Genomic DNA, 25537 nt, shown 5'->3' with positions numbered 1-25537 from the left:
TGGCGAGGGGATTTATCCCCGCTGGGCTGCGTAGCAGCCCTAAAGCAGAGGACTCAATCTTCCTGACACACCGAATTGCCTGATTTGAGGGCTGCTGTGCAGCCCAACGGGGATAAATCCCCTCACCACAGGTGTTTTGCACTGAGGTCTAGAGGGTGCCGAAAACCTTCTTCGCCAAGCTGGTCGCCGCCGCCGCCGGGTTCTGGCGAATGGTGGCTTCCTGCTTGCCGATCATCTCGAACAAACCGTCCAGCGCCTGCTCGGTCACGTAGTTCTCGATGTTGGCGCTCTTGGCATCCAGCACGCCGAAGGTCGCGGCCTGGCCGGCGAAGGCATTGTATTTCTGCGCCAGGCCGACCTTGTCGGTGGCTTGCTTGACGATGGGCAGGAACTTGGCGCGGATCTGCTCGCGGCTGCTCTTGTTCAGGTATTGCGTGGCCGAGTCGTTGCCGCCGCTCAAGATGCCCTTGGCATCGCTCACGCTCATGTTCTTCACGGCATTGACCAGGATCGGCTGGGCCTGGACCACGGCAGCCTCAGCGGCCTGGTTCATGCTGGTTTCCAGTTGATCGACCTGGTCACCCATGCCGAAGGCTTTCATCTTGCTGGCGACTTTGCCGAGTTTGCCCGGCAGTTCGATTTTCACATCCGGGTTGTTGCTGAAGCCGCCGGGTGTGCCCAGTTGCTTGACCGCCACTTGCGCGCCTTGGGTCAAGGCGTCCTTGAGACCGCCCGTGGCGTCTTTTTGCGACAGGTCACCCAGGGACAGGGCCATGGCATTGGCGCAGATCAGCAGGCCCGCGCACAGGCCGGTGAAACGGAGAGTAGGACGGAGCATGAGGGCTTCCTTGAAGAGAATTTGAAAAGGACTCAGCGTGCGGCGTTGACGCGAATCTTCAACGGCTGCGGATCCTTGCCATCGAGTTGCACGGTGTGTTGTTCGGTGGTGATGAACATCAACTGGCCGTCCACTTCGATGCGGGCGCTCACGGCATAACGGTGGCCGGGCTTGACCTGGGTTGGATCATAACTGAGGTGGAACGGCAGCGGGACCTGGCCTTTGATCGGGCCGCTCTGCTCATCGAGGACCACCGCAGGGGCGTCGGCGAGGGAAACGTCCTGCAGGCTCACGCTCAAGGTAGCGTTGGGTGGCAGGGCAATGCGTTGCAGATAGAACACTTCGCCATCGAGGGCCGCAACGGTCGTGGAGGGGGGCGTTGCCGATTGGCAAGCGGCCAGTAATGCCATGGATGCAAGCAGAGCAAGTTTTTTCATTGGATGCACCTGGCTCATTGACGCCAGCCACACGGGCGTCAATGAGCATTTAGCGGGTTTGCGTCCAAGCATCCATTCGTAACGTCGCGGTTCAGGAACCGAACGCGGGTGCTTGAACAGTTTCAGCCAGCGATGCTGGCGCCAGGCTCAGCGGGATGTCAACGTGTTGATTGCCGCCGTCCCAGGTGAAGGCCTGTTCGGTTTCAAGAAAAAGAGCGGTGTCGCCTCGGTACGCTTGTACCTTGACCGAGAGTTTCTCCCCTACGGAGGTCATCTTGGGCTCGACAAGAAAGCGATATTGCCAAGGCTGCTGGGCCACTGGCTCCTTAGGCGCCACATTGGAGCCCTGGCCGCCACTGGCGCTGATCTGTGCACCGGCTGCATTGCGCACACTGACTTCGGTGCGAGCGTCTTGTGGGAGTTGAAAGCCTTCGGGCAGTTGCAGGGTTAACGTGATGATGTTCATGCTGAATTCCTTTTCAGTACGTCGACATTGACGTGAACCCATCCTAGAGGCCTGCTCCAAAGTTCTCTGTAGGTCTTTTCTTCGTTTGACGTCACCTTAGCCGCTGCGCAGCGTCGGAGTAAACTCGTTGACTGCCCCATCAACTCACCGGAACCTTCCGTGCTTCTCGGTGAGTGATCGGCAACCTTCAACTGTCGGAGCTGATGGCGACGTCCGCTGCATCGTCACTGCGATGCAGCGCCACCTGACGGATCGACAGGCGAATTTCCGCTGGCAGCACCCGCTTGGCTGCGCCTTCGGCCAGTTCGCCCAGTAGCTCGTGGTAGCTGAGTTTGCCGGCTTCGTCGCGGCGCAGTACATCGAGGTCGAGCATCGTCTGGATGAAGTGGCGGAACAGGCTCTTGTCGAAGAACTCCGGCGCATTCAGGCCATGCAGGATCGACAGGCGCTGGGCCATGACGGTGCAGAGGTCTTCCAGTTCTTCGGCGCTGATGGTGTTCTGGCCGCTGTTGAGCAGCAGCGAAACGGTCATGTAGAAGCGCTGCAAGGTCTGGGCGATGCTTTTCGACAGCAGGGTCAGCAGCACGAAGTGCCGCGAACTTGGCGCCGGACGCAGGTACAGGTCATTTTCGAAACGCAGCAGGCCTTGTTCGACGAATGCTTCGAGCCACTGGTCGACCACGCCGTCCAGTTCTTCCAGCGACCAGCGAATGAACAACTCCGATTGCAAGTACGGGTACAACGCATGGGTGTAGCGCAGGATCTGCTCGCGACTCATGCGCGAGCTGCTCTGGAAGAAGCTCGCCAGCAACGCCGGCAGGGCGAAGATGTGCAGGACGTTGTTGCGGTAGTAGGTCATCAGTACCGCGTTCTGCTCATCCAGGTACAAAATCTTGCCCAGGGCATCGCTCTGTTCCGACAGCAGGTCCATGCCTTTCACATGTTCGATCAGCGCCCGGCCATCGCCTTCGGGCAGGGTGGTGTGGGGCGAGTACGGGACCTTGCGCAGCAACGCCAAGTACAGGTCGAGCACCCGGGCCATGGCGCGGTCGTCCAGGGCCAGGCGGCTGGTGGACAGCAGCGCCAGGGCGACGAGGTTGACCGGGTTGATCGCTGCGGCTTCGTTCAGGTGCCGGGCCACGCGCTCGCCGAGGCGGTGGGTGGTCGCGTTGAGCCAGGCCGGCTTGAACTGCGGCCCCAGCTCCTGTTGGCGCCAACCCGGCTGTTCACCGTCGAGGAATTCCGCCAGCTTGATCGGTTCGCCGAAGTTCACTGCCACCTGGCCGAAGCGTTGCTTGAGGGCGCCGATGACCTTGAAGATGTCGAAGATCGATTCTTTTTTCTTGCTGGCCCCGCGCAGCTCGCCCAGGTAGGTGCGGCCTTCCAGTACGCGCTCATAACCGATGTAGACCGGCACGAACACGATGGGCATGCGCGATGAACGCAGGAAACTGCGCAGGGTGATGGCAAGCATGCCGGTCTTGGGTTGCAGCATGCGTCCGGTGCGCGAGCGCCCACCCTCGACGAAGTACTCCACCGGGAAACCTTTGGTGAACAGCGTGTGCAGGTATTCGTTGAATACTGCGGTGTAGAGCGGGTTGCCCTTGAAGGTGCGGCGCATGAAGAAAGCCCCGCCTCGGCGCAACAGGCCGCCGATCACCGGCATGTTGAGGTTGATGCCGGCGGCGATGTGCGGCGGGGTCAGGCCGTTGCGAAACAACAGGTACGACAGCAGCAGGTAGTCGATGTGGCTGCGGTGGCACGGCACGTAGATGACTTCGTGGCCCTGGGCAACGTTTTGCACACCTTCGATATGGTTGACCTTGATGCCGTCGTAGATCTTGTTCCAGAACCAGCTGAGCACCACTTCCAGGAAGCGGATCGCGGTGTAGGTGTAGTCCGAGGCGATTTCGTTGCCATAGCGCAGGGCCTGGGCCTTGGCTTTTTCCGGGGTGATCTTTTCCCGCTCGGCCTCGTCGATAATCGCCTGCTTGACCAGCGGCTGGTTCAGCAGGCCCTTGACCAGGTTGCGCCGATGGGAAATGTCGGGGCCGATGACCGCGGCCTTCAGGTTGCGAAAGTGCACCCGCAGGATCCGTTGGGCCATGCGCACGGTGCGCTCGTGGCCCTTATCGTGTTCAATCAGCTCGCGCAGGTGGATCGGCGCGGAGAATTGCACGCGGGTCTTGCGCCCCAGGATCATGATGCTCAGCAAGCGGCGCAGGCGTCCGGTGACGGCCCAGCTGTCGGCGAACAACAGCTTCCAGGGGCTGGATTCGCTGTCGGGCGACTGGCCCCAGAACACGCTGACCGGGATGATCTGGGCGTCTTCGGCGGCATTGTGGGTCAGGGCGTTGACCAGTCGCGTCAGGGTGGGCGGCGCACCGCGCTTGTCCTGGCGGCCGAGCCAGTCCGGCGCTGGGGTCAGGTAGAAAAACGCCGCCGGTTCCAGCAGGTTGCCCACCGAGACCGGCAGCACCGGACGGGGCAGGCCGGCCTTGGTGCATTCGGTGTCGAGCACCGCCAGGTCAGTGAGCGAAGGGTCTTGCAGGACGTAGAACACCGGACGACTGCGGTCGAGGTTGAGGGTAAAGGACGACTGGTTGATGGTCTCGGAGCGAACCCAGAGGTACAACAGTCGGCGCAGGGTGCCAAACACAAGACGGCGGAACGGGGAGCGGGTCATACGGCTTCTGCATGAGTGAATAAAACCGAGCGGCTGCTCGGGCTCGCTAGTGTGCCGGATTCATCGAAAATCGGCAAAAAAGCGCCGAAGTAAAGTCAGTTGAGAGTTTTTCCGGGTGTCATATACTCGCCAGGTTGCTACCCGGCCTCCCCATGGACGGCCTGACGGTGGTGAAAGTTCGTACGGCTTTCCATCGAAAAGCCGACTTATAAGATAAAAATGGGAGTGAGCATCATGGCAGCACGGGAAACCGGCAGTGTGAAGTGGTTCAACGACGCCAAGGGTTACGGCTTCATCCAACGCGAAGGCGGGGCGGATGTGTTCGTGCATTACCGCGCCATCCGCGGTGAAGGCCACCGTTCCCTGACCGAAGGCCAGCAGGTCGAGTACGCGGTCGTGGAAGGGCAGAAAGGCCTGCAGGCTGAGGATGTGGTGGGGTTGTAAACCGCATTCACTGGCTACGCGAAACCCATTGTGGGAGCAAGCTCGCTCCCACATTGGCTCTTCGGTGGGCTGGAAGTCTGCGTCAGGCCGTCTTCCAGGTAATCTCTTCTTCCCCATCGGCACTGATGCGAATCCAGCGATCCGCCGATTCCTCTCCTTCTTCCTCGACCCATGACCCAGGCGCGCAGCGCACTTCGATGTTCAGTGCGGCGAAGGCGGCGCGGGCGCAGGCGATGTCGTCTTCCCACGGGGTCTGGTCACTTTCCAGGTACAGGCTGTTCCATTTGCCCACGGCCTTGGGCAGCCAGGTCACCGGGATGTTGCCGGCCTTGCACTTGTAGGTCTGGCCTTTCTGGACCCAGTCGCTGCACGGGCCCAGGGCCTGGCCGAGCCAAGCGGCGATGGCCTTGTGGTCGACGTCGGCGTCTTTGAGGTAAATCTCGATATCGGGTTGGCGCATGGATGTCCTCGCTGCGGTCTTGAAAAATCCATTCGCGGATTTAACGGGGCCCGAGCGGTTGCCCGGGCCCGGAATCAAAAGGTTATTGAAGAACGAAATAATCGTAGCGCATCGACACCGTGACCTGGAACGGCTCGGCCTGCTCGATCACGCTGGCACGGCGTTCGGCACTGGCGCGCCAGCCGTGGGGCGTCATGGCCAGCAGGTTGGCGCGGTCCTGGCCACTGGCGAGCGTCAGCTTGAATTCGAGGGTTTCGCTGTGATTCAGGACCATGCCCGCCGGCACCAGGGCCAGGTGCTTGTCGTCGGTGTACTCGCGCACTTCGTCGTACAACCGCTCGCGCAATTCCATCAGATGGCCGGCGGTGGGGCCAACTTTCATCAGGCCGCCGCCGGGGCTGAGCAAGCGCTTGGCCTCCTGCCAGTCCAGCGGACTGAACACGCTGGCCAGGAACTGGCAGCAACCGTCGGCCAGCGGCACCCGGGCCATGCTGGCGATCAACCAGGTCAGCTGCGGGTTGCGTTTGCAGGCGCGCTTGACCGCCTCGCGGGAAATGTCCAGGGCATAGCCATCGGCATGGGGCAACGCCTCGGCGATCTGCGCGGTGTAGTAACCCTCGCCGCAGCCGATGTCCAGCCAACGCCCGGGTGCACGCTCGGCGGCCAGTTCGGCCAGGCGCCGTGCGACCGGGGCGTAATGCCCGGCGTTGAGAAAATCGCGCCGGGCTTCGACCATCGCCTGGTTGTCGCCGGGGTCGCGGCTGTTCTTGTGTTGCACCGGCAGCAGGTTCAGGTAACCCTGCCGCGCGCGGTCGAAGCGGTGGCCGGCCGGGCACACCACGCCGTTGTCCACCGCGTTCAGCGGTTCACTGCAAATAGGGCAGGCGAGCATCAGGCGAGCAACTTGATCAGCGTCTTGTAGTAGATCTCGGTCAGTACGTCGAGATCGGCGGCCAGTACGCGTTCGTTGACCTGGTGGATGGTCGCGTTGACCGGCCCCAGTTCCACCACTTGCGTACCCATGGTGGCGATGAAGCGACCGTCGGACGTGCCGCCGCTGGTAGACGCCTGGGTCTCGCGGCCGGTGACATCCCGGATGCTCGACGACACCGCATCGAGCAGCGCGCCCGGTTCGGTGAGGAATGGCAGGCCGGACAGCGCCCAGTCGATGTGCCAGTCCAACTGATGCTTGTCGAGGATGTCGGCGACGCGTTGTTGCAGGCCTTCGACGGTGGATTCGGTGGAGAAACGGAAGTTGAACACCGCCACCAGGTCACCGGGGATCACGTTGGTCGCGCCGGTGCCGGCGTTGAGGTTGGAGATCTGGAAACTGGTGGGCGGGAAGAAGTCGTTGCCGTGGTCCCAATGCTCGGCGGCCAATTCTGCCAACGCTGGAGCGGCCAGGTGGATCGGGTTTTTCGCCAGGTGTGGATAAGCCACGTGGCCCTGCTTGCCACGCACGGTCAGCTTCGCGCCGAGGGAACCGCGCCGGCCGTTCTTGACCACGTCGCCCACCAGGGTGGTGCTCGACGGTTCGCCGACGATGCACCAGTCCAGCCGTTCCTGACGGGCCTTGAGGCGCTCGACCACGGCCTTGGTGCCGTGGTGCGCAGGGCCTTCTTCATCGCTGGTGATCAGGAAGGTCAGCGAGCCCTTGTGGTCCGGGTAGTCGGCGACGAAGCGCTCGGCCGCCACGATCATCGCCGCCAGGCTGCCTTTCATGTCCGCCGCGCCACGGCCGCAGAGCATGCCGTGCTCGTCGATGACCGCATCGAACGGGTCGAGCTGCCAGGCCTGCACCGGACCGGTCGGCACCACGTCGGTGTGCCCGGCGAAGCACAGCACCGGGCCGTCATGCTTGCCGTGGCTGGCCCAGAAGTTATCCACATCCTCGATGCGCATCGGCTCGAGCTTGAAACCGGCGTCGCCCAGGCGTTGCATCATCAGTTTCTGACAATCGGCATCCACCGGCGTCACGGACGGACGGCGGATCAGATCGCAAGCGAGTTGCAGGGTCGGCGAGAGGTCGGCGTGGGCCGTCATGGAAGCTCCGGAAATATAGAATGGACGCAAGGCTTGTACAGGCGCGGGCTGGCTCGCGCAAAATGGCAGTTATCTTATAGCAAAACGACCACCATGGGCCCCTGGTGCGGGACAGGTGGAACACAAAACCTGTGGGAGCGAGCTTGCTCGCGATGGCGTCAGATCAGCCAGCATCGATGTCGACTGATACACCGCCATCGCGAGCAAGTTCGCTCCCACAGAGGTTTTGCTTAATTTGCTCCAGCAAAGCCCTATAATGCGCGCCGGTTTTTGGGGTAATGGTCATGAGTACAGAAGATCCACGGTTTGCCGGCATCGCCCGTTTGTATGGCATCGAAGGCCTGGAGCGCCTGCGGGCGGCCCATGTGGCGATTGTCGGGGTTGGCGGTGTCGGCTCCTGGGCGGCGGAAGCCATCGCCCGTTGCGGCGTGGGCGAGATCTCGCTGTTCGACCTGGACGATGTTTGCGTCAGCAACGCCAACCGTCAGTTGCACGCACTGGACAGCACCGTCGGCAAGCCCAAGGTCGAGGTCATGGCCGAGCGGCTGCGCGGGATCAACCCCGATTGCACGGTGCATGCGGTGGCCGACTTCGTCACCCGCGACACCATGGCCGAATACATCACGCCGAACATCGACTGCGTGATCGACTGCATCGACAGCGTCAACGCCAAGGCTGCGCTGATCGCCTGGTGCAAGCGCCGCAAGATCCAGATCATCACCACCGGTGGCGCGGGCGGGCAGATCGACCCGACGCTGATCCAGGTCTGCGACTTGAACCGCACGTTCAACGATCCACTGGCCTCCAAGGTACGTTCCACCTTGCGCCGCGACTACGGCTTTTCCCGCACCGTGACCCGCCACTACAGCGTGCCTTGCGTGTTCTCCACCGAACAACTGCGCTACCCGAAACCGGACGGCAGCATTTGCCTGCAGAAAAGTTTTGTCGGCGACGGCGTCAAGCTCGACTGCGCCGGTGGGTTTGGCGCGGTGATGATGGTCACGGCGACGTTTGGCATGGTCGCGGCGACCAAGGCTGTGGATAAGATTGTGGCCGGAGTGCGGCGACCGGCTGACAGGGTCAAGCCTGGGCAGTGAGCGCTTTATGTGGCGAGGGGATTTATCCCCGCTGGGCTGAAGCAGCCCTCAAACCTAACAATGCGCTGTGTCAGACAGCTTGAGTTGACTGCTTTAGGGCTGCTTCGCAGCCCAACGGGGATAAATCCCCTCGCCACAATCATTGAGTCAACTCGCGCATCCGCTTCAACACCGCATTCAAGCCATTGCTACGGGACGGCGACAACTGCCGCGACAATCCCAGCTGGTTGAACCAATCTGGCAGATCCACCTGCTGCAACGCCTCAGCGGACAACCCGTTGACCCGCGCCAGCAGCAACGCCACCAGCCCACGGATCAACCGCGCATCGCTGCTGGCATAAAACTGCCAATGCCCGTCGTGCAACTGTCCCACCAGCCACACTTGGCTTTCACACCCGTGGACGAGGTTGGCCTCACACTTGTCCGCATCGCTCAACGGCGGCAAACGTTCGCCCCATTGCATCAGCAGCCGGGCCCGTTGTTCCCAACCTGACGCGTCCTGGAAAATCTGTAGCGCTGTGGCAGCCTCGGCGGGCAGGTTCATCGCAACATCTCCAAGGCCTGGTCGAGGGCTTCGAAGAAGCGTTCGATGTCGGCGGAGTCGTTGTACAGCGCCAGCGACACGCGGATCGCCCCGGAAAGTTTCAGGTGCTTGAACAGCGGCATGGCGCAGTGATGTCCGGCGCGCACGGCGATGCCTTGCTCGGTCAGCAGGTGGGCCAAGTCGGCGTTGTGGATGCCTTCGACCACGAAGCTGACCAAGGCCAGGCGCGGGTTGCCCACCAGGCGCACGCCGTTGCGGGCCCGCAGGCCATGGAGCAGGTAGTCGTGCAGCGCCGCCTCGTGGTCGATGACCGCCTGCGGATCGAGGTCGGACAGGTAATCCAGGGTTGCCCCCAGCCCGATCACGCTGGCAATCGGCGGCGTGCCGGCTTCGAAGCCCAGCGGCGCCGGACGGAAGGTGGCGCTGTGGTAATCGGCCTGTTGCACCATTTCGCCGCCGAATTGCCAATGACGCAGGTTGCCAAGGGCTTCGGTACGGCCAAACAGCACGCCCAGCCCGTCTGGGCCGTAGAGTTTGTGGCTGGAAAACACATAAAAGTCGCAGCCCAGCGCCTCCACATCATGGCGACCATGGACCACGCCTTGGGCGCCGTCGATCACCGTCAACGCGCCTTGGGCATTGGCCAGCGCCAGCAGCGCCGGCACCGGCTGCCAGGCGCCCAGCACATTGGATAACTGGCTCACCGCCAGCAAGCGCGTACGCGGGCCGATCAGTTCGGCGGCTGCGCCAGAATCGATCACCCCGTCGGCGTCCAGTGGCAACACCACCAGGGTCAACGAACGACGCTCGGCCAATTGCTGCCACGGCAGCAGGTTGGCGTGGTGTTCCAGGGCGCTGATGACGATCTCGTCGCCCGGGTTGAATAAATGTTCCAGCCCATAGGCCAGCAGATTCAGCGCCGAAGTCGCGCCGTGGGTGAAGACCACCTGCCCGCAGTTTCCGGCATTGAGCCATTGCGAAGCCTTGAGGCGGCTGTCCTCGAACGCCTGGGTGGCATGGGCGCCCGGCAAATGTTGCGCACGGTGCACGTTGGCCGCGCCGTTGGCGTAGTAATGCGTCAGGGCGTCCAGCAGTGCTTGAGGTTTTTGCGTGGTGGCGGCGCTGTCCAGGTAGGTCTGGCCTTGCCGTTGCAGGGCGGCGATGGCCGGGAAGTCGGTGCGCCAGGGGGAGGGAATCAACATGCTTTCGGGCCCTGCTGGAATGACGCCGGACCCTGTGGGAGCGGGCTTTTTTTGTGGGAGCCAAGCTTGCTCGCGATGGCAGCGACACGGTTCAACTGCAAGACCGCGTCATCGTTCATCGCGAGCAAGCTCAGCTCCCACAAAGGCTCGCTCCCACAGGTGGTGGTGTGACGCTTAGTTGTGAGCGTGCAGTGCTTCGTTCAGCTCGATGGCCGACTTGTGCGTCTTGCATTCCACCGCGCCGGTCTCGGAATTGCGGCGGAACAACAGGTCGGGCTGGCCAGCCAGGTCGCGGGCCTTGACCACTTTGACCAGTTGGTTGTTTTCGTCCAGCAGCTTCACTTTGGTGCCGGCGGTCACATACAGGCCCGACTCCACGGTGTTGCGGTCGCCCAGCGGGATACCGATGCCGGCGTTGGCGCCGATCAGGCAGCCTTCGCCGACCTTGATCACGATGTTGCCGCCGCCCGACAGGGTGCCCATGGTGGAGCAGCCGCCGCCCAGGTCCGAACCCTTGCCGACGAACACGCCCGCCGATACGCGGCCTTCGATCATGCCCGGGCCTTCGGTGCCGGCGTTGAAGTTGACGAAACCTTCGTGCATGACCGTGGTGCCTTCACCCACATAGGCGCCCAGGCGGATCCGCGCGGCATCGGCGATACGCACGCCGGCCGGGACCACGTAGTCGGTCATTTTCGGGAACTTGTCCACCGAGAACACTTCCAGCAGTTCGCCACGCAGGCGGGCTTCGAGCTGGTGCTCGGCCAGTTCGGCCAGGTCGATCGCGCCTTGGCTGGTCCAGGCCACGTTCGGCAGCAGCGGGAAGATGCCTGCCAGGTTCAGGCCGTGGGGCTTGACCAGGCGATGGGACAGCAGGTGCAGCTTGAGGTAGGCCTCAGGGGTGGAGCTCAGTTGGGTATCTTCGGCCAGCAGGGTGGCGACCAGCGGTTTGTGGCTTTCAGCCAGGCGGGTCAGCAGCGCGGCTTGTGCGGCATCGACGCCCTTGAGGGCTTCAGCCAGTTGCGAGGCCTGGGTGGTAGTGAAGGTGATGGCCTGGTTGCCTTCGCTGTAGCCGAGGATCGGCGCGATGGCCTTGATGATGTCAGCCGACGGGTTGAGCAGTGGCTGTGCGTAGAACACTTCCAGCCAGGCGCCTTGACGGTTTTGAGTGCCGACACCGAAGGCCAGGCTGAACAGGGTAGTGGACATGAAATTACCTCTACAAAATGGACTGGGCAGGTTTACTTGATTTCTGCCGCATAGATATCTGGCTTGAAGCCAATCAGGGTTCGGTCACCGAGATCGAGCACCGGGCGCTTGATCATCGAGGGTTGGGCGAGCATCAGTTCGATGGCTTTCGTCTGGTCGAGATCGGCTTTGCGTTCGTCGTCGAGTTTGCGAAAGGTCGTACCGGCACGGTTCAACACCACTTGCCAGCCATGTTCGTTGCACCATTGGGTCAGGTGCTCACGGTCGATGCCGGCGCTCTTGTAGTCGTGAAAGTCGTAGGGCACAGCGTGTTCATCGAGCCAGGTGCGCGCCTTTTTCATGGTGTCACAGGCTTTGATGCCGAAAAGGTGCAACGTTTTGCTTGAATCGGTCAAGGAAATTGCCCCCTTTGCAGGTGCTGGAAATAAAAGGTGAAGGATTATGCCATGACCGGACGGTTTCGCGACGGCCCAGGTTGTTGTACGCCAAAACCTGTGGGAGCGAGCTTGCTCGCGATGGCGGTCTTACATTCAAACTTGATGTCGACTGGCTACACCGCTATCGCGAGCAAGCTCGCTCCCACAAGAGGTGGGGCTGCGACATAGGTGTAACGGCCAAGTTAATCCTAGGCGGTTAATATGGCACTTCAACGGCAAGCTGTTGCCGGATGTGTGTTGCTGTGATTGGAAGTCCGTTTATGCAAAGCGCCTATACCGTCCTGATCCTGTTGATGCTGGTGGGCGTGTCGCGCCTGATCGGACGGCTGATCCCGTTGCCGTTGCCCCTGGTGCAGATCGGCGCCGGTGCCTTGCTGGCCTGGCCGTCCCTGGACGCAAACAGCGGGATATGCCCTTCGAAAAACCGGCCCTGCTATGTCCGTCACCACGCGTAAGACCTGTCAGCAGCAGACCTTGCCTGCTCACATGCCCCACGCGTGAGCTAGACGAGATCACCCAGCAGCACCGTATCCCCGTTAGGAACAATGGCCTTATCGCCGAGGCGAATGAGGTTGAACTCAACATTGTGGGTGGCTTCACGGTACGCCGCTTCGCTGTCATCAAATGACGCTGCGACGATGCTCTGAAGGTTCTTCTGGGCAGATAATTTCTGAAGCAACGCCAGCTGGCTCTTAGTTGCCATGGAGTGCTGTCCTGGCTCATCCATCAAGATGAATCCCGGATGGTTGCCCTTCATGGTGAAGTTCGCTGACGTTTCGTAGAGCGACAGGATGTAACTCCAGATCAGACGTACAAAGTCACTGGCGCTGGATTCACGCGCGATGTTGGAACTGCTCTTGGATGTGCTGGTAACCGAAGCGCTCTTCTGTTCGGCGAAATCCTTTGTGTAAATTTCCCTGAGCTCAATCTTGTCCAGTTCTGGCAGCAGGTTTTCCACATTGAATCTGATGTCAGCCACTGAAGCACTGTGATAATCAAATGAACTTACGTTCGATCTGAAAACTTTCCCAAAATACTCGTATTTCGCCAGGTCGGCATCAGAGTAATGTTCTTTCGGTAGAGCGGCTCTGGCTTTTTGATTGAGTTTGAACTGATCTGAAAGCTGAGCGAGGGTTTCCAATAGCTCTTCGTTACGCTGAACAAACTGCGAGACTTCTTCGATGCTTATCTCGATCTGAAGCTGTTGGCGCAGGTTTGCCTTCGATACCACGGCATTTGTGGTGAGGTCAGATTTTAGGGCGCGAAGTTTGGCTTTTGAACTGTTGATCCGCTTGGCCAGCTCTTCACCAACCACGGTGGTTTCCTTGACCGATTGCTCGATACCGGCAGTATCCCGCTCCAGCATCTTGATCTGCGACTTCAGATAATCGATGTTGGTCTCGATATCCATGTGCGGAGTGCTTTCATGGAGGTCGGTCAGGGAGTGGCCGATATTCTGATGGCACGCCGGGCATACGTCGCTGGCCACATTAAGTTCGAGTGAGGCGCCATACTTGATGAGCTTCTGAGCGGCCTGGTTCTTCGACAGCTCTTCTTCAGCTTGCCGCTGGTGGATGGCGTTGGCGTTTCGCGAAGCCCGGTGCAGAGTCAACTCACCAACACTGGTCTCGTATGCGACTGTCAGCTCTTGAAGCGCCGAACTTTCATATTCGATGAGTTTCAGTGTTTCCTCTGGCAGCGTGTCTTTCCACTTTGCCTCATCCTGAGCTAACTTCTGAAGAGCCTGGATCTGGTTGCTTTTGAACTGGTCCAGCGCTACCAGGCCATGAAGTGTGGACTTCTGGTAAGTCACGCTCTCTGGGAGGAACTCCAGCACCGGATTCTTCGGCAGACCCAGAACTTTCATCGAATTTTTCAGGGCATCGCTGTTAATTGCCCGATAAGTATCTTGCCAAGCGGTGTTCAGCTCTTGCGACTCGTGATCCAGCCGCGCACGGTTGGCATCCATCTCAAACACATTGGTGCCAACCAGAAAGTCGACGATCTTGATCCGGGCTTCCTTGACCCCGAAGTAGGGAAGGTTGGCGATGTAGTCTGTCCAGCCACGCTTTTGCTCAATGACCATCGCCGCGAAGATGTATTGCAGGTAGAGCTTCACCTGCTTGCCGTTGGTATGGGGCACCATGGGCAGCCTGAGCCCAAGGAAGTTTTCCAGGTAGGTGTAGAAGCCTTCCCTGATCTGGGCGCTCCCGCCGTCATGGAGGAACCGATAGATGACTGGCCCGGATTCCCCTTCACTGAGAACGGCGCACTCCTGAATCTCGACCAGCTTTGGGTTGACGCCGTCCTCCTTGATTTTGCGGGTAACAGTGATCGTCTTGCCAAGCGACTCCAGCTCCAGCATGACCTCGGAGCGTAGGATCGGGTACTTCACGTCCTCGAACTCGACATGATCCTTCAGGACATAAGTCAGTGCTGCGGCGTTCTGGGCGCCCAGCAGCTCTTCCATCCCCAGAGCGTAAAGAATGCTGTGGACGATGCTGCTTTTGCCCGACGAGTTCCGACCGCGGATTATGTTCAGGTTACGATCGAATTTCGCCATAAAGCCAAACGGGCCGCCGGTGGTTTCGATTGCGATTTTGATACGTTTGATAAACAAGGCTATTCCCATTCCTTGGATATGGTCTTGACCATAGTTTCAGTGATCTTCCTGCCGATTTTCGAAAGTGCGGCCTTCTCTTCGATCATGACGGTTTCATCGCTCATGATGTCTTTTACCAGCAGCGCCCCTTTGGGCAAGAGCTTGAAGCCATTCGACGTAGGCTCGATCAGCCCGTCTCTGAAAGCGAGCTGCAGGGCGATGGACAGCGCAGGGTCGAATCCCCAGACGGGAAGGCTGATTTGGCCAAGTTGTGCAGCAAGGATCAATGTTTCCATGCGTCGAGGCGTTTTCATCGCCCAGTGCATCAGATGCAGTTTGACCAGGCTGCATTTGCTGCCGTGCCCACAGATCGAGAGAATCAGTAATGCTTGGCTGATTTTGTACATCGGTCTGAGTTCGGTCAAAACCGGCATCGGTCTTACGGTGAAGTTGATCGTTGCCATCAGCTATAGAAGTCCAGTTGGCAGACCGCGAGCCAACGGGCGACTGTTCTGCGTACTATGTCGTCCGTGAGTGTTCCATCGATCAGCAGTTGCTCATCGGCCATCAGCCGATCAGATAGACGTTCCTTAACCATTTTAACCAGATCGTCAGGGTGACCGGAGGCGGTCAGGCTCCATTCATCCACGTTTTCCTCAAAGCCGTTGAGGGTTTTCGCGACCTGGAAATATGTCTGAGGCGCTTTTTCGTACAGCATCTGGAAGAAGCTGTCGTGATCCAGGAAAGAGTCCTTGGTTTTGCCGAGCAGGGCGGCGGTCGCGCGCTCACCTTTGTCGGACATGCGTAATTGAGTCTTGCGCTGCAGGTTTTCGTCGTAGGCGGTTGGGCTGCCGTTAACCTTGGGAATGGACTGCTTGTCCTGGCCCATGGAGATCGGTATTCCGGCTGTTATACGGTGCTGGTTTATTTCCTGGGTGTAGAACCCAATGTCCTGAACGAGCACTGTGAAGTTCTCGTCCAAATGAGGCAGCCCCCAGGCTCTGACCTCATCCTGTTTTTTCTGAGCATGGGTCAGCAAGGCGTTGTGGGCAATTTCGGGCGTGATGAAGTACCAGTCTTTGATTTTGGTACCGCCGAGAATCCCCAAGAGGCTGGTTTGGTTATCCTTCAGCTTCTTGAGGTCTTTTGTGATCTTGTCTTGCTGCTTCTTGTTGAGCTCTTTGCGCTCGTAGTGCGTGTCTGGGCAATAGCACTGGAAGGCAAGCCCGGTATGCTTGGTAAATCCCTCGATACCGAAATCGCCTGGCGTAGCAGGAACGTGCTGGTATCCGTCAGCGCCGAATTTTGCCTTCAGGACGAGCTGAAGCGTCGCCTCCCAAGTCGTTCCGTTGAAAGGCCCCATTGGTGTGATAATCAAAAGCTCGCCTGCCTTACCACGCGTATCGATTAGTCCATTTCCGAGGGAGCGAAGGTCTACCTCAGATATCGCATAGGGTGCTGGGCACCGCGTTAAGCGACGCTATCAAATGGCCAGAGGCAGGTCTACGATTTATAAGAAAATTGGTAACTAATTAAACTGGCTATAAACACAGTGCTGTGCTTATAGCCACTACTAATTGGTTATGACCGCAGCACTAGATGATCAGAACGAGTATGAGGATGCATTCAACCCGGGTAACTATGATGAGTGGCGCAACTATCAACAATCCCGACCGCAAAACTGGTTAAGAGTCGGCATCCACTCCAACAACAGCGACAGCGCCATGACCCGCTTCACGGCAGACTCCTGAAGAGCGCTCCCAAGGAGACCGAGCTCTAAATGACTCACCACCTGGACATCCCAATCAGCCTTGTAGGCGGGCAGGTTAGCGCCGAGCAGACGAGCTTCCGCAGCCAGGGGCGCCTGGCTGGTCGAAACCCCCAGCAGCTTGCTTTGGATGGTAATAAAGAGGCCTTCCTTATCCTCATGAAAAAGCAAAGCCGCCCGAAGGCGGCTTCAATCGACACGCAGTTGAGCTTGCTTCGCCCTTTCTGCGCCGCTGGGTCAACCTCGAGAGGGACCCAGACTCCTGCCAGCTCTCGCTGGTGACGGGGGCGATCATGGCTACTGGTATTAGCGAATTCAAGCCAGCTTGCACGCTCTAAACAGCGTTGTCTGGGATGTGTCGACGCACTAAGCCAACGAAATCAATGGTTTCGCTTATCGCAGTACATTTTATTTCTTTTCTTGTCTGAGCAGGCGATCGTGGTCTGACAGACGCGCCGAAGTTTCCGACAAGTTTTTAAGGTTGTCCGTCGGAAGCGAGGGCTCTAGCCTTTGGGTGTCGCTGCCAATTCAGCGGCCGGACGTGAGAATCCGAACTTTCCCTAGGAGCACATACTTCTGCGCTATTAAGTGCAGGGTTTCCAATACTTCAGCTCTAGGTAGCAGTTTCATGACCAAAGAATCTCAAACCTCACCCAAACCTGCCTCTACTTTCCCTTACGGCGACTACGCCCCCGAAAAGCTGCAAGAAGCCGCTGATCGTGCGCTGGATCATTACCTCAAGCCTGACGACAGCGAGTCAGGCCCCAAGCCCTCGGTACAGTTGTTCACCGTGTCGGACAGTGTCGATACCGAAGCCCTACTAGCCAACCTCAGCGAAACCCTGGCTTCGGCCAATGCGATGCTCAGCGACCTGGCGTTTGGCTTGGACGGCTCGCGGCGGCATGTAGCATTGGGAGTGGCGCAGATGATCGAGTTGGGGGCGTTGTTGGCGAACAAGTGCCTGGACCGAGCAGAGCTTCGGATTTGATGCCATAGATGCCGACCATCCGGCCAACACTGATCGTTCCCACGCTCCGCGTGGGAATGCCGCCAGGGACGCTCTGCGTTCCGTTTCTGGAGGTGACGCAGAGCGTCACGGGATGCATTCCCACGCAGAGCGTGGGAACGATCAATTCAATCAACGCCAGACCCCTGTGGCGAGGGAGCTTGCTCCCGCTGGGGCGCGAAGCGCCCCCAAAACCTGACAACCCGGTGTATCAAGCAAATTGAGTTGACTGCCGTGGGGGCCGCTGCTCAGCCCAGCGGGAGCAAGCTCCCTTGCCACAAAAAGCGCTTATGCGTGGGCCTCTTCCTGCTCCGGCACCAACCGTACTTCCACCCTCTGACCCAGCGCACGCGCCGCGCTGGCAAGCGTTGCCAGTGTCATTCCTGCATCGTTCTGATCCAGCGCACGATCAACAGCAGTGCGACTGGTGTGCATCCGTTGTGCCAAGGCCTTTTTGGTCACTTTCTGAAGCTTCATGGCTTCGGCAATCTGCCAGGCAATAACGCGTTTGAGCGCAGCGGCGGAAACTTCTTCGGCGATGCCTTGCTCGGCGAGGAAATCGTCAAAATCAGATCCAATATGCTTGTTCATTTGCGGTACCTCATAATCTTGCTTTGCGCTGCTTGGCGGTTGCCATGTCGGTGGTTGGCGTTTTTTGACTTTTCTTGATGAAGCCGTGGAGTAGAACCATATCGGAGCCCACCACGGTGAAGAGAACACGGGCAATGGTATCTCCAAGGTCAATCCTGACCTCCCATAGCCCAGTGTCCAGCTTGCGAACCACCGGCATACCTATCGGCCAACCAATCTGAACTGTCTTGATGTCAGTTCCGATCATCCGTCTGTGCTCGCGAGGCAGGTCAGTCAGCCATTCGCGAACGGGTTCATTCCCAGCGTCTGTGCGGAAAAAACGTACGTTCAGTATGGGGGGCAATATCAACCATGAATGAAGTGTACCGAAATAGGTGCATTGCGCAACCTAGGCATCACTGAGGATTTGTACAGGGGGAGGGGGTGGCCGGTACGGATGTTGCTGTTGGGGCCGCTGCGCAGCCCAGCGGGAGCAAGCTCCCACGCCCCAACAGCGGTCCGCTTCAGCGCGATACAGCCATCAACCCCGACGCTGGATAAACGCGCGAATCCGCTCCGCCGCTTCCACGCATTCGGCCAATGGCGCAACCAGGGCCATGCGCACACGCCCGGCGCCTGGGTTGACGCCATCCACTTCACGGGACAGGTAGGAGCCCGGCACCACGGTCACGTGTTCCTGCTCGAACAGGTCGCGGCAGAACACCGCGTCGTCGCCGGCCACGTTTGGCCACAGGTAGAAACTGCCATCAGGACGCTGCACGTCCAGCACCGGGCTGAGGATTTCCAGCACTGCGTCGAATTTTTCCCGGTACAGCGCACGGTTGGCCCGTACGTGCACTTCATCGTTCCACGCCGCGATGCTCGCCAGTTGGGTCTGAACCGGCATGGCGCAGCCGTGGTAGGTGCGGTACAGCAGGAAACCCTTGAGGATGTCCGCGTCGCCGGCGACGAAACCGGAGCGCAAGCCTGGCAGGTTGGAGCGCTTGGACAGGCTGTGGAACACCACGCAGCGCTTGAAATCCTTGCGCCCCAGTTCGACGCAGGCGCTGAGCAGCCCCGGCGGCGGGGTCTGTTCGTCGAAGTACAGTTCGCTGTAGCACTCGTCCGCCGCGATGACGAAGTCATGTTCGTCAGCCAGGGCGATGAGTTTTTTCAGCACCTCCACCGGGATCAGCGCCCCGGTCGGGTTGCCAGGAGAGCACAGGAACAGGATCTGGCAGCGCTTCCAGATGTCCGGCGAGACGGCATCGAAATCCGGATTGAAGCCGTTTTCGTCCAGGCACGGCAGGTAGTGCGGCTTGGCTCCGGCCAGGAACGCCGCGCCTTCGTAGATCTGGTAGAACGGGTTCGGGCTGACCACCAAGGCATCGTCGCCACGGTTGACCACAGTCTGGGTGAAGGCGAACAAGGCTTCACGGGTGCCATTGACCGGCAGCACATGGCGCGCCGGGTCCAGCCAGCCGTTCGGCACGTTGAAGCGACGCTCGCACCAGCCGGTGATGGCTTCGCGCAGTTCCGGGATGCCGAGGGTGGTCGGGTACACGGCCATTTTTTCCAGGTTGCTGGCCAGGGCTTCAGCCACGAAGCTGGGCGAGCGATGCTTGGGCTCGCCGATGGACAGGGCGATCGGGCGCTTGTCCGGGTTGGGCGTGACGCTGCCAAGCAAGGCGCGGAGCTTTTCGAACGGGTAGGGCTGCAACTGGTTCAAAGCGTTGTTCATCGAGGGCCTCGTCAATGTGGGCGCGGTCCTTGTGGGAGCGAGCTTGCTCGCGATGGCGGTGTGTCAGCAGCATCAATGCTGGATGTTCCGCCGCTATCGCGAGCAAGCTCGCTCCCACAGAGGGGGATTGTTCGTTCAGATGCTGATACGTGTCATGTGAGCATCGGGTTCCTGGTTGACGCTCAAATGCTGCACGATCGCTTCCTGCAAGCGGCTGCACAGCTGCGGATCGGACAGCGGTTGGTTATGTGCGTCGGTGATGAAGAAGACGTCTTCCACCCGTTCGCCGAGGGTGGCGATCTTGGCGTTTTGCAGCGACAGGTCGAACTCCAGGAAAATATGGCCGATTCGCGCCAGCAGGCCCGGGCGGTCCGGGGCGCTGAGTTCCAGGACGGTGACCTGGCGCTGGGCGTCGTTGTGGATCGTCACCTGTGGGGCAAACGCAAAATGCTTGAGCTGGCGCGGCACCCGGCGCTGGATGATGGTCGGGTAGTCCGCCGGGTTGCGCAGGGCTTCGGTCAGGCCGTCGCGAATCTGCTTGACCCGCGCCGGGTTGTCGCCAATCGAGTCGCCGTCGGTGTCGAGCACGATGTAGGTATCGAGGGTGAACTGGCTGCTTGAGGTAATGACCCGGGCGTCATGGATGTTGAGGTTGAGCTGGTCCATCGCTGCCACGGTCACGGCGAAGAAGTCGTGCTGGTCCGGGGCGTAGATGAAGATCTGCGTGCCACCCTCGAACTCGCGCTGGGTGGTTTCCTTGATCAGCACCAGCGGCCCGCCATCGGCCGGTTGCTGCAGGATCGCGTCGCTGTGCCAGGCCACGTCGCCGGCGGTATGGCGCAGGAAGTAGTCATCGCCCAATTGCGACCAGAGCTGCTCGACGTCGTCCGGGTCGGTGCCACCGCGCACCAGGATGTCCAGGGCTGCGCTTTGGGTGCGACGGATCTGCTCTTCGCGATCCACGGGGTTTTCCAGGCCGCGGCGCAAGGCGCGCTTGGTCTCGGTGTAGAGCTGGCGCAACAGGCTGGCGCGCCAGGAATTCCACAGGGTCGGGTTGGTGGCGTTGATGTCGGCCACAGTCAGCACGTAGAGATAGTCCAGGCGCGTTTCATCGCCGACGATCTGGGCGAAGTCATGGATCACCTGCGGGTCGGACAAATCCTTGCGCTGGGCGGTGGTGGACATCATCAGGTGGTTCTGCACCAGCCAGACGATCAGTCGGCTGTCCCACAGCGGCAGTTGATGGCGCTGGCAGAAAGCCTCGGCATCCACCGCGCCAATCTCGGAGTGATCGCCCTGACGACCCTTGCCGATGTCGTGATACAGCCCTGCCATGTAGATCAGTTCGGGCTTGGGCAACTTGGCCATGAGCTTGCTGGCCAGCGGGAATTTCTCCGACACCTGGGTGTACTGGAGCTTACGCAGGTGCTTGATCAGGTTCAGGGTGTGGGCATCGACCGTATAGATGTGGAACAGGTCGTGCTGCATTTGCCCGACGATGAAACCGAACTCCGGCAGATAACGCCCGAGAATCCCGTAGCGGTTCATGCGCCGCAGGTTGCGATGCACGCCGATCTTGCACTTGAACAACTCGATGAACAGGCTGGTGTTGCGGATGTCGTGACGGAAATCTTCATCGATCAGGTGACGGTTTTCCCGCAGCAAGCGAATGGTGTCGGCGCGTACACCCTTGATTTCCGGTTGCTGGGCCATGAGCACGAAGATTTCCAGCATGGCGAACGGCGTGCGGCGGAATATATTGGCGTTGCGCGCCTCGATGTAGCCGTCGTGCAGTTGGAAACGTGAATTGATCGGCTGCGGCGGTTCTTCGTCTTCGGGGGCGAGGATGACTTCCTCGAAGTGCTGGATGATCAGTTCGCTGAGTTGGGCGATGCTCATCACCACGCGGTAGTACTGCTGCATGAAGTTTTCGATGGATTGCTTGGCATCCTGCCCTTCGAAACCCAACAGGCTGGCGATGGAGCGCTGATGGTCGAACAGCAGGCGATCTTCGGCGCGCCCGGCCAGCATGTGCAGGGCGTAGCGGACCTTCCACAGGAATTCCTGGGACGAGGCCAGCAAGGCGTTTTCGCTTTCCACCAGGAAACCTTCACCGGCCAGGGCGCGCAGGTTCAGCGTGCCGTACTGGCGCCGGGCGACCCATAGGATCGTCTGGATGTCCCGCAGCCCGCCGGGCGAGCCCTTGACGTTGGGCTCCAGGTTGTATTCGGTGTCGTTGTACTTGTGGTGGCGGGCCTTCTGCTCGGCGCGCTTGGCCAGGAAAAAGTCCTTGCTGGGCCACATGTGCGCCGTGCTGGTGACATCGAGCATGCGCTGGCGCAGGTGCTCGGGGCCGGCGATGGTGCGGCTTTCCATCAGGTTGGTGATCACCGTCAGGTCGGCGCGGGCCTCGTCGGCGCATTCCTGTACCGAGCGCACGCTCTGGCCGACTTCCAGGCCAATGTCCCACAGCAGCGTCAGGAACCGTTCGATGGAGTCACGGAAAATTTCATGATCGGCGCTGTCGAGCAGGATCAGCAGATCGATGTCGGAGTAGGGGTGCAGTTCGCCGCGCCCGTAGCCGCCGACCGCCACCAGGGCGATGTCGGCATCCTCGCTCCAGTTGAACTGCTCCCAGGCCTTTTGCAGGATGTTATCGACGAACCAGGCACGGTCCTCGATCAGCCGCCGAATGTCCCGGCCGTTGCGAAAACGCTGGTCGAGTACTTCATGGGCCTGGCGGATCGCCTTCTTGAACGCCGAGATGGGGCTTGCCTTCAGGGCCAGTTCAGCCTGGAACTGGCCGCGGTCGAAGAGTTCGGGATCCACCTGCGGCATTGAATGACTTTCCTTTCTATCTATATCTATAGGCTGGGTTCGGATCAGGCGGAAACGCGAGGGATGGTGTCATCGCTGCGCAGGGTAAAGATCTCGTATCCGGTCTCGGTGACCAGCAAGGTGTGTTCCCACTGGGCCGACAGCTTGCGATCCTTGGTGATGGCAGTCCAGCCGTCGCCCAGCACCTTGGTATCGGGGCGCCCCTGGTTGATCATTGGCTCGATGGTGAAGGTCATGCCCGCCTGCAGTTCCATGCCCGTGCCGGCACGGCCGTAGTGCAGGATCTGCGGTTCTTCGTGGAACACCTTGCCGATGCCATGGCCGCAGAATTCGCGTACCACCGAGAAGCCGTTTTTCTGCGCGTGCTTCTGGATCACTTCGCCGATGTCCCCCAGGCGGCAGCCCGGCTTCACCAGTTCGATGGCCATGTACATGCATTCCTGGGTGACCTTGGACAGGCGCTCGGCCCACTCCGGCACGTTGCCGACATGGAACATGCGGCTGGTGTCGCCGTGAAAGCCGTCCTTGATGACGGTGACGTCGATGTTCAGGGTGTCGCCATCCTTCAACGGTTTTTCGTTGGGGATGCCGTGGCAGACCACGTGGTTGATCGAGGTGCAGATCGACTTCGGGAAGCCTTTGTAGTTGAGTGGGGCAGGGATGGCCTTCTGCTCGTTGACGATATAGTCGTGGCAGATGCGGTCCAGCTCTTCGGTGGTTACGCCCGGCTTGACGTAATCGGCAATCATTTCCAGGACGTCGGCGGCGAGTTTGCCGGCGACACGCATTTTGGCGATGTCCTCGGGAGTCTTGAGGGTAACGGTCATACAGGCTCTCTCTGCGCCCGACGGCGCTGTTCAAAACGAAATGGGCGGCGGATGGGGATCCGGGCGGCCCTGAAAACGCGATTCTAACAGACGATCAGTACAATGAGCTCTCCAGGCTGGAACTCTGTGGTGAGGGGATTTATCCCCGTTGGGCTGCGCAGCAGCCCCAAATCAGGCAGCATGGTGTATCAAGTGGATTGAATCGCCTGGTATGGGGCCGCTACGCGTCCCAGCGGGGATAAATCCCCTCGCCACAAGAGGTTTTCAGATTCCATGTTCCGTTTTCGCCCTTGCTGTGGTATAAAATGCGCCGCTTTCCGGGGATGACCCCGTAAGCTTAAATCCACACACGTGTCGACACGATGACCTGGGTGCCTTTGGCTTATATAGCCGCTGGTTGGTCATTGGGATACGTGGAGGCCAAACCCGACTTATCAAGGAACTATCATGTCCCAAGTCAACATGCGCGATATGCTGAAGGCCGGTGTGCACTTCGGTCACCAGACCCGTTACTGGAACCCGAAAATGGGCAAGTACATTTTCGGCGCGCGTAACAAGATCCACATCATCAACCTTGAAAAAACCCTGCCGATGTTCAACGAGGCACTGACCTTCGTAGAGCGCCTGGCCCAGGGCAAAAACAAGATTCTGTTCGTCGGCACCAAGCGTTCCGCTGGCAAGATCGTTGCTGAAGAAGCAGCACGTTGCGGTTCGCCGTACGTCGATCACCGCTGGTTGGGCGGCATGCTGACCAACTTCAAGACCATTCGCGCTTCCATCAAGCGTCTGCGTGACCTTGAAGTCCAGTCCGAAGACGGTACTTTCGCCAAGCTGACCAAGAAAGAAGCGCTGATGCGCACTCGCGATCTTGAGAAGCTGGACCGCTCCCTGGGCGGTATCAAGGACATGGGCGGTCTGCCTGACGCGCTGTTCGTGATCGATGTTGACCACGAGCGCATCGCGATCACCGAAGCCAACAAGCTGGGTATCCCGGTCATCGGCGTTGTCGATACCAACAGCAGCCCGGAAGGCGTTGACTACATCATCCCAGGCAACGATGACGCCATTCGCGCCATCCAGCTGTACATGGGTTCGATGGCTGACGCTGTTATCCGTGGTCGCAACAACGTGAATGGCGGCACCGAAGTCTTCGCTGAAGAAGCTCCGGCAGCAGCCGCTGAGTAATTGACGCCCTGGCGTTGACTCAGTAAGCAAAAAGGGGGCTTGGCCCCCTTTTTGCCACCTCGAAAACCATTTGTCGCCAGCGCAGTGATCTGTTTGTAACCTGCCGTGGCCTATAAGCAGTGGTTTTCCAGGAAGAATTGATCGCCCGTTCGATCGGGTGGAATGGTTGAAAACCTATCCAAGAGGATTTTGAAATGGCAGAGATTACTGCAGCGTTGGTCAAAGAACTGCGCGAGCGTACCGGCGAAGGCATGATGGACTGCAAGAAAGCCTTGACCAAGGCTGGCGGCGACATCGAAAAAGCCATTGATGACATGCGTGCTTCGGGCGCCATCAAGGCTGCCAAGAAAGCGGGCAACGTTGCCGCTGAAGGCGCCATCGCCATCAAGGACGACGGCAAGGCTGCCGTTCTGCTGGAAGTTAACTCCCAGACCGACTTCCTGGCCCTGCAGGATGACTTCAAGGCCTTCGTCGCTGCCAGCGTCGAAAAAGCCTTCGCTGACAAACTGACCGACGCAGCTCCGCTGATCGAAGCTCAGGAAGAAGCGCGCCTGGTCCTGGTCGGCAAGACCGGCGAGAACGTCAACATCCGCCGTCTGGTTCGTGTTGAAGGTGATGTAGTCGGTACCTACCTGCACGGCAACAAGATCGGTGTTGCGGTTGTCCTGAAGGGCGGCGATACCGAGCTGGCGAAAGACATCGCCATGCACGTTGCTGCAACCAACCCTGAGTTCCTGCTGCCTTCGGACGTTTCGGCTGAAGCGATCGAGCGCGAGAAGGGCGTTTTCCTGCAGTTGAACGAAGAAAAGCTGAAAGGCAAGCCTGCTGAAATCGCAGAAAAAATGGTCAGCGGCCGTATCTCCAAGTTCCTGGCCGAAGCCAGCCTGGTTGAGCAGGCTTTCGTCAAGAACCCGGAAGTCAAGGTCGGCGACCTGGCGAAGAAAGCCGGTGCTGAAATCGTTTCGTTCACCTACTTCAAAGTAGGCGAAGGTATCGAGAAGCCGGTCGACAACTTCGCTGAAGAAGTTGCTGCCCAGGTAGCTGCTGCCAGCAAGCAATAAGACGGTTTTTACAACTGTCGCCCTGAAGAGGCTGCCCGCTTAACGCGCGCAGCCTCTTTTTGGATGGGGATGCCGA

Annotated in this window: 25 protein-coding genes; 6 read left to right on the top strand and 19 right to left on the bottom strand. The window is 59.6% G+C overall.

Annotated elements, in window-relative coordinates; translation table 11 throughout:
- Positions 1–148 precede the first annotated feature (148 nt).
- From BT116_RS11590 to plsB, 4 genes are all read right to left on the bottom strand, one after another.
- On the bottom strand, positions 149–838 hold the full coding sequence (locus BT116_RS11590; RefSeq protein WP_072343479.1) for a DUF4197 domain-containing protein: 690 nt from the start codon (positions 836–838) through the stop codon (positions 149–151).
- A 32-nt stretch (positions 839–870) separates the two neighbouring features.
- Positions 871–1275 carry a YbaY family lipoprotein gene (locus tag BT116_RS11585; RefSeq protein ID WP_063322781.1) on the bottom strand — a complete coding sequence of 135 codons (405 nt, stop codon included), beginning with the start codon at positions 1273–1275 and terminating at the stop codon, positions 871–873.
- A 91-nt stretch (positions 1276–1366) separates the two neighbouring features.
- The gene (locus BT116_RS11580; protein WP_072343476.1) at positions 1367–1741 is read right to left on the bottom strand and encodes a hypothetical protein; all 375 of its coding nucleotides are present in this window, start codon (positions 1739–1741) and stop codon (positions 1367–1369) included.
- A 187-nt stretch (positions 1742–1928) separates the two neighbouring features.
- Entirely contained in the window at positions 1929–4427 is a 2499-nt protein-coding gene (gene plsB / locus BT116_RS11575) for a glycerol-3-phosphate 1-O-acyltransferase PlsB (RefSeq protein ID WP_072343474.1), read from the bottom strand.
- Positions 4428–4661: 234 nt separating this feature from the next.
- Here plsB and BT116_RS11570 point away from each other — a divergent pair, with 234 nt between their 5' ends.
- Positions 4662–4871, top strand: a complete 210-nt coding sequence (locus BT116_RS11570; RefSeq protein ID WP_003198198.1) for a cold shock domain-containing protein — start codon at positions 4662–4664, stop codon at positions 4869–4871.
- Between the two features lie 82 nt (positions 4872–4953).
- On the opposite strand, the gene BT116_RS11565 is transcribed toward BT116_RS11570, so the two are convergent.
- The 3 genes from BT116_RS11565 to dapE all read right to left on the bottom strand — a co-directional run bounded on the left by BT116_RS11565 (position 4954) and on the right by dapE (position 7374).
- The gene (locus tag BT116_RS11565; RefSeq protein ID WP_072343472.1) at positions 4954–5331 is read right to left on the bottom strand and encodes a hypothetical protein; all 378 of its coding nucleotides are present in this window, start codon (positions 5329–5331) and stop codon (positions 4954–4956) included.
- A gap of 82 nt (positions 5332–5413) precedes the next feature.
- Positions 5414–6223: a putative RNA methyltransferase gene (locus tag BT116_RS11560; RefSeq protein WP_072343470.1), complete on the bottom strand. Its 810-nt coding sequence runs from the start codon at positions 6221–6223 to the stop codon at positions 5414–5416.
- Positions 6223–7374 (bottom strand): succinyl-diaminopimelate desuccinylase, encoded by a 1152-nt coding sequence (dapE, locus tag BT116_RS11555; protein WP_072343468.1) that lies wholly within the window; start codon positions 7372–7374, stop codon positions 6223–6225. The genes BT116_RS11560 and dapE overlap by 1 nt, the downstream gene beginning before the upstream one ends.
- Before the next feature lie 278 nt (positions 7375–7652).
- Between dapE and tcdA the strand changes: the two genes are divergently transcribed.
- Entirely contained in the window at positions 7653–8471 is an 819-nt protein-coding gene (gene tcdA / locus BT116_RS11550) for a tRNA cyclic N6-threonylcarbamoyladenosine(37) synthase TcdA (RefSeq protein ID WP_030139502.1), read from the top strand.
- Positions 8472–8610: 139 nt separating this feature from the next.
- On the opposite strand, the gene BT116_RS11545 is transcribed toward tcdA, so the two are convergent.
- The 4 genes from BT116_RS11545 to BT116_RS11530 form a co-directional block, all read right to left on the bottom strand.
- Entirely contained in the window at positions 8611–9015 is a 405-nt protein-coding gene (locus BT116_RS11545; RefSeq protein WP_072343465.1) for a SufE family protein, read from the bottom strand.
- Entirely contained in the window at positions 9012–10217 is a 1206-nt protein-coding gene (locus BT116_RS11540; protein WP_072343463.1) for an aminotransferase class V-fold PLP-dependent enzyme, read from the bottom strand. The genes BT116_RS11545 and BT116_RS11540 overlap by 4 nt, the downstream gene beginning before the upstream one ends.
- Positions 10218–10391: 174 nt before the next feature.
- Positions 10392–11426 (bottom strand): 2,3,4,5-tetrahydropyridine-2,6-dicarboxylate N-succinyltransferase, encoded by a 1035-nt coding sequence (gene dapD / locus BT116_RS11535; RefSeq protein WP_072343461.1) that lies wholly within the window; start codon positions 11424–11426, stop codon positions 10392–10394.
- Positions 11427–11458: 32 nt separating this feature from the next.
- Complete coding sequence (locus BT116_RS11530; protein ID WP_256572572.1) at positions 11459–11767, bottom strand: arsenate reductase; 309 nt, start codon at positions 11765–11767, stop codon at positions 11459–11461.
- Between the two features lie 356 nt (positions 11768–12123).
- Here BT116_RS11530 and BT116_RS11525 point away from each other — a divergent pair, with 356 nt between their 5' ends.
- Entirely contained in the window at positions 12124–12318 is a 195-nt protein-coding gene (locus BT116_RS11525; RefSeq protein ID WP_072343454.1) for a hypothetical protein, read from the top strand.
- A gap of 47 nt (positions 12319–12365) precedes the next feature.
- Here the strand turns inward: BT116_RS11525 and BT116_RS11520 are convergent, their stop codons facing one another.
- Genes BT116_RS11520 through BT116_RS11510 form a run of 3 tightly spaced genes read right to left on the bottom strand, consistent with a single transcriptional unit; the run spans position 12366 to position 15843 of the window.
- Positions 12366–14483, bottom strand: coding sequence for a hypothetical protein (locus BT116_RS11520; protein WP_072343451.1), 2118 nt, complete (start codon positions 14481–14483; stop codon positions 12366–12368).
- 2 nt (positions 14484–14485) lie between these two features.
- The gene (locus tag BT116_RS11515) at positions 14486–14929 is read right to left on the bottom strand and encodes a hypothetical protein (protein ID WP_072343448.1); all 444 of its coding nucleotides are present in this window, start codon (positions 14927–14929) and stop codon (positions 14486–14488) included.
- The gene (locus tag BT116_RS11510; RefSeq protein ID WP_256572573.1) at positions 14929–15843 is read right to left on the bottom strand and encodes a hypothetical protein; all 915 of its coding nucleotides are present in this window, start codon (positions 15841–15843) and stop codon (positions 14929–14931) included. Before BT116_RS11510 ends, BT116_RS11515 begins: the two co-directional genes overlap by 1 nt.
- Before the next feature lie 1018 nt (positions 15844–16861).
- On the opposite strand from BT116_RS11510, the gene BT116_RS11500 reads away from it, so the two are divergent.
- On the top strand, positions 16862–17221 hold the full coding sequence (locus tag BT116_RS11500; RefSeq protein WP_072343439.1) for a DUF6124 family protein: 360 nt from the start codon (positions 16862–16864) through the stop codon (positions 17219–17221).
- 306 nt (positions 17222–17527) lie between these two features.
- On the opposite strand, the gene BT116_RS11495 is transcribed toward BT116_RS11500, so the two are convergent.
- The 5 genes from BT116_RS11495 to map all read right to left on the bottom strand — a co-directional run bounded on the left by BT116_RS11495 (position 17528) and on the right by map (position 23215).
- Positions 17528–17830, bottom strand: coding sequence for an XRE family transcriptional regulator (locus tag BT116_RS11495; protein ID WP_057448352.1), 303 nt, complete (start codon positions 17828–17830; stop codon positions 17528–17530).
- A gap of 10 nt (positions 17831–17840) precedes the next feature.
- The gene (locus tag BT116_RS11490; protein ID WP_072343530.1) at positions 17841–18161 is read right to left on the bottom strand and encodes a type II toxin-antitoxin system RelE/ParE family toxin; all 321 of its coding nucleotides are present in this window, start codon (positions 18159–18161) and stop codon (positions 17841–17843) included.
- Between the two features lie 189 nt (positions 18162–18350).
- Positions 18351–19550 (bottom strand): succinyldiaminopimelate transaminase, encoded by a 1200-nt coding sequence (gene dapC / locus BT116_RS11485; protein ID WP_072343436.1) that lies wholly within the window; start codon positions 19548–19550, stop codon positions 18351–18353.
- Between the two features lie 135 nt (positions 19551–19685).
- Positions 19686–22388: a [protein-PII] uridylyltransferase gene (locus BT116_RS11480; protein WP_072343433.1), complete on the bottom strand. Its 2703-nt coding sequence runs from the start codon at positions 22386–22388 to the stop codon at positions 19686–19688.
- Positions 22389–22432: 44 nt separating this feature from the next.
- Complete coding sequence (gene map / locus BT116_RS11475) at positions 22433–23215, bottom strand: type I methionyl aminopeptidase (RefSeq protein ID WP_072343430.1); 783 nt, start codon at positions 23213–23215, stop codon at positions 22433–22435.
- A 447-nt stretch (positions 23216–23662) separates the two neighbouring features.
- Between map and rpsB the strand changes: the two genes are divergently transcribed.
- Both rpsB and tsf read left to right on the top strand, forming a co-directional pair.
- The gene (gene rpsB / locus BT116_RS11470) at positions 23663–24400 is read left to right on the top strand and encodes a 30S ribosomal protein S2 (RefSeq protein ID WP_003198231.1); all 738 of its coding nucleotides are present in this window, start codon (positions 23663–23665) and stop codon (positions 24398–24400) included.
- 194 nt (positions 24401–24594) lie between these two features.
- Positions 24595–25461: a translation elongation factor Ts gene (gene tsf / locus BT116_RS11465; protein WP_063322766.1), complete on the top strand. Its 867-nt coding sequence runs from the start codon at positions 24595–24597 to the stop codon at positions 25459–25461.
- Positions 25462–25537: the final 76 nt, after the last annotated feature.

The sequence above is a fragment of the Pseudomonas sp. NFACC16-2 genome (genome assembly GCF_900119205.1).
Taxonomy (GTDB): domain Bacteria; phylum Pseudomonadota; class Gammaproteobacteria; order Pseudomonadales; family Pseudomonadaceae; genus Aquipseudomonas; species Aquipseudomonas fluorescens_Q.
The sequence above is the reverse complement of the archived record's forward strand: the minus strand, read 5'-3'. Positions and strand labels throughout refer to the sequence as shown.

Coding starts and splice junctions, on each gene's coding strand:
- plsB (WP_072343474.1), bottom strand. CDS start 4,427: ATGACCCGCTCCCCGTTCCGCCGTCTTGTGTTTGGCACCCTGCGCCGA.
- dapC (WP_072343436.1), bottom strand. CDS start 19,550: ATGAACAACGCTTTGAACCAGTTGCAGCCCTACCCGTTCGAAAAGCTC.
- BT116_RS11585 (WP_063322781.1), bottom strand. CDS start 1,275: ATGAAAAAACTTGCTCTGCTTGCATCCATGGCATTACTGGCCGCTTGC.
- map (WP_072343430.1), bottom strand. CDS start 23,215: ATGACCGTTACCCTCAAGACTCCCGAGGACATCGCCAAAATGCGTGTC.
- BT116_RS11580 (WP_072343476.1), bottom strand. CDS start 1,741: ATGAACATCATCACGTTAACCCTGCAACTGCCCGAAGGCTTTCAACTC.
- BT116_RS11590 (WP_072343479.1), bottom strand. CDS start 838: ATGCTCCGTCCTACTCTCCGTTTCACCGGCCTGTGCGCGGGCCTGCTG.
- BT116_RS11480 (WP_072343433.1), bottom strand. CDS start 22,388: ATGCCGCAGGTGGATCCCGAACTCTTCGACCGCGGCCAGTTCCAGGCT.
- BT116_RS11495 (WP_057448352.1), bottom strand. CDS start 17,830: ATGAACAAGCATATTGGATCTGATTTTGACGATTTCCTCGCCGAGCAA.
- rpsB (WP_003198231.1), top strand. CDS start 23,663: ATGTCCCAAGTCAACATGCGCGATATGCTGAAGGCCGGTGTGCACTTC.
- BT116_RS11500 (WP_072343439.1), top strand. CDS start 16,862: ATGACCAAAGAATCTCAAACCTCACCCAAACCTGCCTCTACTTTCCCT.
- BT116_RS11515 (WP_072343448.1), bottom strand. CDS start 14,929: ATGGCAACGATCAACTTCACCGTAAGACCGATGCCGGTTTTGACCGAA.
- tsf (WP_063322766.1), top strand. CDS start 24,595: ATGGCAGAGATTACTGCAGCGTTGGTCAAAGAACTGCGCGAGCGTACC.
- BT116_RS11565 (WP_072343472.1), bottom strand. CDS start 5,331: ATGCGCCAACCCGATATCGAGATTTACCTCAAAGACGCCGACGTCGAC.
- BT116_RS11560 (WP_072343470.1), bottom strand. CDS start 6,223: ATGCTCGCCTGCCCTATTTGCAGTGAACCGCTGAACGCGGTGGACAAC.
- BT116_RS11545 (WP_072343465.1), bottom strand. CDS start 9,015: ATGAACCTGCCCGCCGAGGCTGCCACAGCGCTACAGATTTTCCAGGAC.
- dapE (WP_072343468.1), bottom strand. CDS start 7,374: ATGACGGCCCACGCCGACCTCTCGCCGACCCTGCAACTCGCTTGCGAT.
- BT116_RS11525 (WP_072343454.1), top strand. CDS start 12,124: ATGCAAAGCGCCTATACCGTCCTGATCCTGTTGATGCTGGTGGGCGTG.
- dapD (WP_072343461.1), bottom strand. CDS start 11,426: ATGTCCACTACCCTGTTCAGCCTGGCCTTCGGTGTCGGCACTCAAAAC.
- BT116_RS11540 (WP_072343463.1), bottom strand. CDS start 10,217: ATGTTGATTCCCTCCCCCTGGCGCACCGACTTCCCGGCCATCGCCGCC.
- BT116_RS11530 (WP_256572572.1), bottom strand. CDS start 11,767: ATGAAAAAGGCGCGCACCTGGCTCGATGAACACGCTGTGCCCTACGAC.
- BT116_RS11570 (WP_003198198.1), top strand. CDS start 4,662: ATGGCAGCACGGGAAACCGGCAGTGTGAAGTGGTTCAACGACGCCAAG.
- tcdA (WP_030139502.1), top strand. CDS start 7,653: ATGGTCATGAGTACAGAAGATCCACGGTTTGCCGGCATCGCCCGTTTG.